Source organism: Aeromonas sp. R3-1 (assembly GCF_040908345.1).
GTDB lineage: Bacteria > Pseudomonadota > Gammaproteobacteria > Enterobacterales > Aeromonadaceae > Aeromonas > Aeromonas veronii.
Genome location: NZ_JBFODN010000111.1, coordinates 1 through 9,407, shown reverse-complemented (window position 1 = coordinate 9,407; position 9,407 = coordinate 1). Strand labels below are relative to the sequence as shown.

Genomic DNA, 9,407 nt, shown 5'->3' with positions numbered 1-9,407 from the left:
ACAGCTACTGCGCAGCGGCCGCTCTTTTGCTATATTACGGCCCCACTATCTTTTCCATATCGTGGCTGGCCCCAACATGCTGGCTACCCGTTGAGCCAAAGGCTCATCTCAGGAGTTTCTCTCGAACATGTCATTCAACGAACTGGGTCTGTCTCCGCATATTCTGCGGGCCGTCAAGGAGCTGGGTTACGAACAACCAACCCCCATCCAGCAGCAAGCGATTCCGGCCATTCTGGCCGGTCAGGATGTGCTCGGCGGCGCTCAGACAGGCACAGGCAAAACGGCCGGTTTCACCCTGCCGATGTTGCAGCGTCTGCTGGCCAACCACGGTCGTGGCCGTCGTCAGGTGCGCGCACTGGTACTGACCCCGACCCGCGAACTGGCGGCACAGGTGGGCGAGAGCATCATCAAGTATGCCCACCACCTGCCATTCAAGACTCTCATCGCCTATGGCGGTGTCAGCATCAAGCCCAATCTGGACGCCATCAAACTGGGGGTGGACATTCTGGTCGCCACTCCGGGCCGTCTGCTGGATCTGCTGACCCAGGGCGCCCTGACCCTGAGCCAGCTGGAAGTGCTGGTGCTGGATGAAGCGGATCGCATGCTCGACATGGGCTTTATCGTCGACATCCGCCGCATCATGAAGGCGCTGCCTGCAGAGCGGCAGACATTGCTTTTCTCTGCCACCTTCTCAAACGACATCAAGGCGCTGGCGGATGACCTGCTGAACGACCCCACCCTGATCGAGGTGGACCCCAGCAATACTGCCGCCGAGCAGGTGACCCAGCGCATCATTCAGGTGGATCGGGAACGCCGCCGCGAGCTGCTCTCCCATATGATTGGCCGTGGCAACTGGCAGCGGGTGCTGGTGTTTGTCCGCACCAAGCAGATCGCCGACCGCCTCGCCCAGCAGATGCAAAAAGATGGTCTCAATACCGTGGCGATCCATGGTGACAAGAGCCAGGGAGCCCGCAACCGGGCGCTGGCCGATTTTCGCAGTGGCGAGGTGCGGGTGCTGGTGGCGACCGATATCGCCGCCCGCGGTCTGGACATCGATCAACTGCCCTACGTGATCAACTTTGAACTGCCCCAGATGGCGGAGGATTACATCCACCGTATCGGCCGTACCGGCCGCGCCGGTCGTGGCGGCGAGGCCATCTCGCTGGTCAGCCAGGACGAGCTGGGTCAGCTCAAGGCGATCGAAGCCCTGATCGGCCAATCCCTGTCCGTGGAGATATTGGAAGGGTATGAGCCAAGCGGCAAGCCGAGTCGCCAGACTCTGCCGGGCAGCAAGCCGGTGCAGAACCCGCCTCGGGCTCGCGGCCATGCCAACGCCAAGAGCAGCAATGCCAAGGGCAAGCCAGCCGCGGGCAAGGGCAAAGCCAAAGGTGACGCCAGCAAAAATCCCGCCCAGTCTCCTCAAAACAAGTCCCGCAAGCGCGAAGTGGTGGGCGAGGATATCGGCTTTGCGCCAATGCGCCGCTTGCCCAAAGCAATGCGCGACAGCTATCAGGAGAGCAGCGACGAGTAAGCTCGCGCGACGCTAACTGCCAAGCCAAAAGAGGGAGCCTGCAAGGCTCCCTCTTTCGTTATGGATCGCACGGAGTCGTGCAAGTGCTCCGTGCAAATGCTCCGCTCGGGCTCAAACCAGCGAATGGCGTACCGCGGCAGTACCATGGCTGGGCGGCGCTGAACCATCGAGCGGATTGAGCTGCAAGAACTCGAACAAGCCAGCCTGCATATTGACGTTCCAGAAGCGTCCGGCGAGGGTGAGTTGCAACCGTGCATTCTCGATCTCGGCCAGCCCGTGCTGCTGCCAGGCGGCAAAAAGCGGCATCAGATGGGTCAGCAAAGGCGCTGGCAGACGATCCAGCGCCAGCACGCCACTGTCGAGGGCGCCACGCAGCAGACCGTCCATCCTTGCATTGGGATTGCGTCCCATCACCATCCCGGGCGCCCGCTTGCCACTGGCCAGCGCATCGTGCCAGGGGGCCAGATCCCGTCCATACATCAAGCCATGGCCAAGAATGCTGCCCCCAGCACCGGCACCAAAGGGGAGGATCTCCGCACCGCGCTTGGCCATCTGGTTATAACGACTCTGCTCGGCCGGACTGCGCCGCCAGTGGCTGCAAGATAGACGCTCCCAGCCCTGAGCTTCCAGTTGCGCCCCGCCATAGGCATACATGGCCGCCCGCTGCTGGCCATCAGCGAGCCAATCCAGGGTGCCCTTCTCCTGCGCCCGCTCCAGATTGGTGCCCTGCATGGCAATGAGCTGATAGAGATCGACCCCGTGTACACCGCTCGCCATCACATCGCGGATATCCTGCTGCCACACGGCATCATCCTGACCGGGCAGACCAAAGATAAGATCCGCCACGATCACAGCAGCATCATCCCGGGTCAGCTCACCCAGACGGGTCAGCAGCGTCTCCCTGTCATCGAAACGGGCCGCCTGCTGACGCACCCGGGTATCAAAGCTCTGCACCCCAAATGAGAAGCGGTTGAAGCCCCCCGCCAGCGCAACCTGCCATTTCTCATCATCAAAGCCGTTGAGCCGTCCCTCCAGCGTCACCTCGGCATCGGCCGCCAACGGGAAACGGCGGATCACGGCGGCCAGCATGGCCAGCTCGTCGGCGCTCATGTCGGTCGGCGTACCGCCCCCCACATAGACGGCTGAAAACGGCATGCTCTGCGCCAACGGGGTGTCAGTCGCCTGCGCAAGGGAGGCGCAGAGGGCGTTGACATAGCGGTTGATCCGCGCCGGATTGGCGCCATTTTCAAAGAAATTGCAGAAGCTGCAGCGCTTTCGGCAAAACGGAATGTGGATGTAGAGGGCGCGCTCCTCAGCTTCACTCTCTCGCTGCCACCAGCTCTGCCAGCCAGCCTCATCCAGCGGGAAGGGGCGCATCCCTCCCCGACTGGCGTGAGCCGAGGTCTTGGCGCTAAAAGCAAACTTGAGGGGATCCGGCGTGGCAATACCGGTCATGGAAGGGGTCAGATTCATGATGGTCACTATTATCAGCAAATAATGACAATGATAACGATTATCGTTAATAGCAATTTGTTCTGGATCAACCCGAGGAGCAGCCCCCCTCCCGAAAGGCATTTTGGCAACCAGCATTACCGATCTGCTTAACAGATTATTTACTCAAGAGTGGTTATCGTGTGCCGATAGAGAACCATCTCCCGCCGTTTCTTCGTCTACGATCAAGATGATACGGGATCACATAACAACACCAAGCGCATGGAACTTGCCCAAAATGCATAACCTCTCCTTGAACTGGAAAATATTCCTCCCTCTTGCGCTGGTCATCAGCACCACCTTTGGCCTCTGCTTCGAACTCTCCGCATGGCTGCAACGGGATCTCGCCATCCGGCTGGCAGAGGAGAAAGTAGAGAGCATGGCCAACACCTATATGGATCAGGTGAACGTGCTGATGATGACTGGTGGCATGGCCAACCGGCAGATAGTGCAGACCAAACTCAAGAGTGAAGCGGGCATCGTTGAGGCCCGTCTGGTGCGCGCACCAGCAGTAAGCAACCTGTTTGGCCCGGGTCACCCGGATCAGAAAGCGCAGGATCCCCTCGATGAGCGAGCCATCAATCAGGGCGAAGCCATTCTGGAGCAGCAGGGCAACCGGCTCACCCTGATCAAACCGTTCAAAGCCTACAAGGAGTATCGCGGCACCCAGTGCCTCACCTGTCATCAGGTCAATGAGGGGACCGTGATGGGGGCAGTGCGGATCAGTTATGACCTCAGCCACACCTTCGGCGAGATCCGCCACAACAACCTGATCCTGAGCGGCAGCCTGGCCGCCGTCTTCAGCCTCGGCTTCGGCTTGCTCTGGTGGGTATTGCAACGCTACGTGAAACACCCTCTGCGCCAGCTGCAGCTCACCATGATCCGGATGGCCAAAGAGCGCGACCTCGCCCTCCCCTTGGTCAATCACAGCCGGGATGAACTGGGCCAGATGACCCGCGCCGTCAATGACATGGTGCAGGGATTCCGCCACAGCCTGCAGGAGGTGGAAGAGGCAACCCACCAGCTCTATCAGGAGTCGAACCAGATCCGTCAGGTGGCGACCCAGACCGAAAACTCGGCCCGCCAGCAAGAGGGGATGACCACCCAGGTTGCCGCCGCCGTCAGCGAGCTGGCCGCCAGCTCTCATGAGGTGCGCGAACATGCCCGCCACAGCGCCGAGCTCTCCGCCCTCACCAATCAGGATGCCGCCGACACCAGCCGCCTCGCCCAGCACTCCATCACCGATATGGGCGAGATGTCGGCAGAGATCGATCGGGTGGATCAGGTGATCCAGCAACTCGACAGCCGCTGTCTTGCGGTTGACGGTGTGCTCGAGGTGATCAAGGGGATTGCCGATCAGACCAACCTGCTGGCCCTCAACGCTGCGATTGAAGCGGCGCGGGCAGGTGAGCAAGGCCGTGGCTTTGCGGTGGTGGCCGATGAAGTACGAGCCCTCTCCAACCGCAGCCGCGCCGCCAGCGAAGAGATCTCACAGATGATCGCCGCCCTGCAAAATGAGGCCCAGAGCGCAGTTACGGTGATCGGGGATGCAAAAAGCAAAGCCGATGAGAGCATCAGCAAGACCGAAGCGACCCTGGCAGCCATGCAGAACATCATCGAGCGCATCGCCCGCATCAACGACCTCAACGCCCAGATGGCCCAGTCGGCCGAAGAGCAGGACAGGGTCTGCCATGAGGTTGACAGCTCGGTAAGCGACATTCGCAACACCTCCAACGACACCCTGGGTCAGGCGCACGCCGCCAACCTCGCCAGCATTCAGCTGGTAGAGCAGTGCCAGAAACTGGAGGCGCTGCTGAAAACCTACCGCTGGTAATCCACTTCACATATGAAAAAGCGCGACCCGAGGGTCGCGCTTTTGCTTTATGGATTCGATTTGGCCGAACGGCCGCGTTGCTACTCCAGCGGCGCGCTGACTATTAACAGCGCCGCCAAGATAGCTTTAACGGGCGTTACGGGTTGCGACGGCATCCGCCAGATTGCGCAACAGCACTTCGGTATCGGCCCAACCGATGCAGGCATCGGTGATGCTCTGACCGACGGTGAGTTCACCCCCTTCCACCAGATCCTGACGGCCTTCTACCAGATGGCTCTCCACCATCACACCAAACACCGCCTTGCTGCCGGCACGCAGCTGACCGGCTACATCTTCAGCCACCACCATCTGGTTCTTGAACTGTTTGCTGCTGTTGGCGTGACTAAAGTCGATCATCACCTTCTGTGGCAGATCGGCCTTCTCCAGCCCCTTCACAACTTCGCTGACATGGGCGGCGCTGTAGTTCGGCTCACGACCACCACGCAGAATGATGTGACAGTCCGGGTTGCCGCGGGTCGCCACGATGGCGGAGTGACCGTATTTGGTGACCGACAGGAAGTGGTGCGGCGCACTGGCAGCGCCAATGGCATCGATGGCAACCTTGATGGTGCCGTCAGTGCCATTCTTGAAGCCCACCGGACAGGAGAGACCGGAGGCCAGCTCGCGGTGCACCTGGGATTCGGTGGTACGAGCGCCGATCGCACCCCAGCTCATCAGATCCGCCACATATTGCGGGGTGATCATGTCGAGGAACTCGGAGGCAGTCGGCAGCCCCATGTCATTGAGATCCAGCAACAGCTTGCGACCAATGCGCAGACCGTCGTTGATCTTGCAGCTATTGTCGAGGTACGGATCGTTGATCAGCCCCTTCCAGCCCACTGTGGTGCGCGGTTTTTCGAAGTAGACCCGCATCACGATCTCCAGCTGACCTTTCAGCTCGTCGCGCAGCGCCTTGAGGCGCTTGCCGTACTCCAGCGCGGCAACCGGATCATGGATGGAGCAAGGACCAATCACCACCAGCAGACGATCATCTTCGCCGGTCAGGATATTGTGAATGGCCTGACGGGATTCAAAAACGGTGGACGAGGCCACCTCGGTAGCCGGAAACTTCTCAAGCACCGCAACCGGGGGTAATAACTCTTTGATTTCACTGATACGAACGTCGTCGGTTTGATGCTGCATGACAAGGCTTCCTGCTAGATGACTGCGATTAGGAAATCTCAACATAGCCCGCGACAGCGCATGTGTAAATAGGAAATTACAGCAATCACAAAACTATTTTATATGGCAATCTTGCAAGTTATTGAAATGATGCTAAGCGAAATGACGATGCTGGTGAGGAAGGCAAAAAGGCCCGATCAGCGCGGGCCCGAAGCGTCGGTGATGACGGGTTTGTCAGTGATCAGCCACGCTGGCTGATACTGGCCAGCTTGTCGAAGTAATCCGGGAAGGTCTTCGAGGTGCACTTGGGATCATTGATGGTGACCGGGGTATCCGACAGCGCCACCAGCGAGAAGCACATGGCGATACGGTGATCGTTGTAGGTATCGATCTCGGCATGCTTGAGCTGGGTCGGCGGGGTCACGGTGATGAAATCATGCCCCTCCTCCACTTCGACGCCCAGCTTGCGCAGCTCGGTCGCCATGGCGTGCAGACGATCGGTCTCTTTCACCCGCCAGTTGTAGATATTGCGAATGGAGGTCGGCCCCTCGGCAAACAGCGCGGCAACCGCGATGGTCATGGCCGCATCGGGAATATGGTTCATGTCCATATCCACTCCGTGCAGCGGCGCCTGCTCCGCCTCGATAAAATCATCACCCCAGGTGATGCGCGCGCCCATCTTCTCCAGCACGTCGGCGAAGTGAATATCACCCTGAATGCTGTGCTTGCCGATACCGGTAACCCGTACCTTGCCCTTGATGGCACCCGCCGCGAGGAAGTAGGAGGCGCTGGAGGCATCCCCTTCCACCAGAAAATCACCCGGACTGATGTAGGTCTGGTTGCCCTTGATGTAGAAGAGCTTGTAGTTGTCGTGCTCGATGACCACCCCGAACTGCTTCATGATGTGCAGAGTGATGTCGATGTAGGGCTTGGAGACCAGCTCCCCCTTGATGTGGATCCGGGTATCGCCCGCCGCCATCGGCGCCGCCATCAAAAACGCGGTCAGGAACTGGCTGGAGACGGAGCCGTCGACGTGCACATCGCCGCCCCACAGCCCCTTGGCATCCACCACCAGCGGCGGATAACCATCGTGTTTGAGGTACTGGATATGGGCACCTGCTTCACGCAGGGCATCCACCAGATGGCCGATGGGACGCTCTTCCATGCGCGGCTCGCCGCCCAGGGTATATTCACCGGAGCCGAGGCATAGCGCGGCGCAGAGCGGTCGCATGGCAGTACCGGCGTTGCCGAGGAACAGATTGACCGGCTCTTTCACCGCGAAGCTGCGGCCCAGACCCTGAACGGTACACTCGGTCTTGTCGGCAGAAAGCTTGTACTTGACCCCGAGTTGGGTCAGCGCAGCCAGCATATGACGAATGTCATCGCTGTCGAGCAGGTTGGTCAAACGGGTGGTGCCACGAGCCAGCGCCGCCAACAGCAACGCACGGTTAGAGACACTCTTGGAGCCGGGCAGATTGACCTCACCGGCCACACGAGAAATGGGTTCCAAACGCAACGAATTCATAGACTTCCTGTGCTATCTCAAAAATAAACGCCTGTCCGGACGTTAACAGCCTGCGTCCCGCTCGGCAAGGGCACTTTCAGGGGAAATCGCACAGCAAACGCCAGCGCGCTGGTTCTGTTGAAAAAAAGACGCCGGGGTATCCCCGGCGTCTTGAATCACTGCAATAGCTGGAAGCGGCTCACGGGTTGTCACGAGAGGCCGCCAGCAAGCACGTATGTACTTTCTTTTCAGCAGTGGCGCTTGGCAAAGCCATCCATAAAGCTCACCAGGGCCTTCACTCCCTCCAGCGGCATGGCGTTGTAGATGCTGGCGCGCATGCCACCGACGATGCGGTGCCCCTTGAGGGCCAGCAGGCCGGCCGCTTCCGATTCTGCCAGGAACTGCTTGTCCAGCTCGGCATTTTTCAGCTGGAACGGGATGTTCATACGCGAACGGCAGCTGACATCAACCTGATTGCCGTAGAAGCTCGACTGATCGAGATAGTCATAGAGGAAGTCGGCTTTCTCCTTGTTGCGCGCTTCCATCGCCTCGAGGCCACCCTGTTCTTTCAGCCACTCGAACACCAGACCGGCCAGATACCAGGCGTAGGTGGGCGGCGTGTTGAACATGGAGTCGTTCTTGGCAGTGAGCTTGTAGTCGAAAATCGAGGGCACATCGGCTCTCGCCTGATCCAGCAGATCATCGCGCACGATGGCGATGGCAAGCCCGGACGGCCCGATATTTTTCTGGGCACCAGCATAGATGATGCCAAAGCGGCTCACGTCGAGAGGACGGGAGAGAATGGTGGAGGAGAGATCCGCCACCAGCGGCACCTCGCCAGTGGCCGGGATGTCGAACATCTCGATGCCGTCAATGGTTTCGTTCGGGCAGTAGTGAACATAGGCCGCATCGGCGCGAAACGCCGGGGTCGGCAGCAGGTGGGAGATCCCCTGCTCGTTCTTGGCAACCCCCTGGAAGGTCTGGATATCGCCATACTTTTTGGCTTCATCCACAGCGCTCTGGGACCAGACGCCAGTCAGCAGGAAATCCGCCTTCTTGTTGGCCCCGCCCAGCAGGTTCATGGGCACGGCGGAGAACTGACCGCGGCCGCCACCGTGCATGAAGAGTACCTTGTAGTTGTCCGGCACCGCCAGCAGTTCGCGCAGATCCGCTTCGGCCTTCTCGGCAACCGCCATGTAGGGCTTGCCACGATGGGAAAGCTCCATGACCGAGGCTCCCAGCCCCTGAAAATTACAAAATTCGCGCTGGGCGCGCTCCATGACTTCAACCGGCAGCATGGCGGGGCCGGCGCAGAAGTTGTAAATCTGTTTGCTCATGACGCTTTCCGTGAGTGGATGAGAGTAATCGATGACTTGTCAGGTTTTACACAAGAGCAGCCAGCGGATCAAAGGCTTTTTGGGAGCTGGCTCAACCTTTTACCGTCACTCTGCCTCCCCCTTGCAGTAGAAAAAGCCCTGAACGGGTCAGGGCTTGCAGGGAACATGCACAGAAATGGCGGGCAGAGCGCATAAACGACCACAGCTAAGCCATTTCTGACAAATTTACAGTTTGGCGGTGAGCTCCGGCAGGAGAGTGAAGAGATCCCCCACCAGCCCGTAGTCCGCCACCTGAAAGATGGGGGCATCGCTGTCCTTGTTGATGGCCACGATCACCTTTGACTCCTTCATCCCCGCCAGATGCTGGATGGCCCCCGAAATACCGATCGCGATATAGAGCTCGGGCGCCACCACCTTGCCGGTCTGCCCCACCTGCAGATCGTTGGCGACATATCCCGCATCAACGGCGGCCCGCGATGCCCCCACCGCGCCGCCCAGCTTGTCGGCCAGCGCTTCTATCAAAGCAAACTGCGTCTTGGAGCCCAGAGC

At 59.6% G+C, this 9,407-nt stretch carries 7 protein-coding genes; 2 read left to right on the top strand and 5 right to left on the bottom strand.

Going from position 1 to position 9,407, the window contains the following annotated elements:
- Positions 1 to 127 precede the first annotated feature (127 nt).
- The gene (locus AB5Y85_RS07175; RefSeq protein ID WP_005337040.1) at positions 128 to 1,531 is read left to right on the top strand and encodes a DEAD/DEAH box helicase; all 1,404 of its coding nucleotides are present in this window, start codon (positions 128 to 130) and stop codon (positions 1,529 to 1,531) included.
- Between the two features lie 111 nt (positions 1,532 to 1,642).
- On the opposite strand, the gene hutW is transcribed toward AB5Y85_RS07175, so the two are convergent.
- On the bottom strand, positions 1,643 to 3,004 hold the full coding sequence (gene hutW, locus AB5Y85_RS07170; RefSeq protein WP_257687851.1) for a heme anaerobic degradation radical SAM methyltransferase ChuW/HutW: 1,362 nt from the start codon (positions 3,002 to 3,004) through the stop codon (positions 1,643 to 1,645).
- Between the two features lie 256 nt (positions 3,005 to 3,260).
- Between hutW and AB5Y85_RS07165 the strand changes: the two genes are divergently transcribed.
- Positions 3,261 to 4,856: a methyl-accepting chemotaxis protein gene (locus AB5Y85_RS07165; protein WP_257687852.1), complete on the top strand. Its 1,596-nt coding sequence runs from the start codon at positions 3,261 to 3,263 to the stop codon at positions 4,854 to 4,856.
- A 126-nt stretch (positions 4,857 to 4,982) separates the two neighbouring features.
- Here the strand turns inward: AB5Y85_RS07165 and aroG are convergent, their stop codons facing one another.
- The 4 genes from aroG to AB5Y85_RS07145 form a co-directional block, all read right to left on the bottom strand.
- On the bottom strand, positions 4,983 to 6,038 hold the full coding sequence (gene aroG, locus AB5Y85_RS07160; protein ID WP_257687853.1) for a 3-deoxy-7-phosphoheptulonate synthase AroG: 1,056 nt from the start codon (positions 6,036 to 6,038) through the stop codon (positions 4,983 to 4,985).
- Between the two features lie 220 nt (positions 6,039 to 6,258).
- Positions 6,259 to 7,542 carry a 3-phosphoshikimate 1-carboxyvinyltransferase gene (gene aroA / locus AB5Y85_RS07155; RefSeq protein ID WP_005351267.1) on the bottom strand — a complete coding sequence of 428 codons (1,284 nt, stop codon included), beginning with the start codon at positions 7,540 to 7,542 and terminating at the stop codon, positions 6,259 to 6,261.
- A 227-nt stretch (positions 7,543 to 7,769) separates the two neighbouring features.
- Positions 7,770 to 8,858: a 3-phosphoserine/phosphohydroxythreonine transaminase gene (gene serC / locus AB5Y85_RS07150; protein WP_257687854.1), complete on the bottom strand. Its 1,089-nt coding sequence runs from the start codon at positions 8,856 to 8,858 to the stop codon at positions 7,770 to 7,772.
- Between the two features lie 225 nt (positions 8,859 to 9,083).
- A partial coding sequence (locus tag AB5Y85_RS07145) for an FAD-binding protein (RefSeq protein ID WP_368221290.1) occupies positions 9,084 to 9,407 on the bottom strand: 324 nt, incomplete at its 5' end.

Excerpts from the sequence above, each read along its gene's own strand:
- AB5Y85_RS07175 (WP_005337040.1), top strand. The coding sequence starts at position 128 with ATGTCATTCAACGAACTGGGTCTGTCTCCGCATATTCTGCGGGCCGTC.
- hutW (WP_257687851.1), bottom strand. The coding sequence starts at position 3,004 with ATGAATCTGACCCCTTCCATGACCGGTATTGCCACGCCGGATCCCCTC.
- AB5Y85_RS07165 (WP_257687852.1), top strand. The coding sequence starts at position 3,261 with ATGCATAACCTCTCCTTGAACTGGAAAATATTCCTCCCTCTTGCGCTG.
- aroG (WP_257687853.1), bottom strand. The coding sequence starts at position 6,038 with ATGCAGCATCAAACCGACGACGTTCGTATCAGTGAAATCAAAGAGTTA.
- aroA (WP_005351267.1), bottom strand. The coding sequence starts at position 7,542 with ATGAATTCGTTGCGTTTGGAACCCATTTCTCGTGTGGCCGGTGAGGTC.
- serC (WP_257687854.1), bottom strand. The coding sequence starts at position 8,858 with ATGAGCAAACAGATTTACAACTTCTGCGCCGGCCCCGCCATGCTGCCG.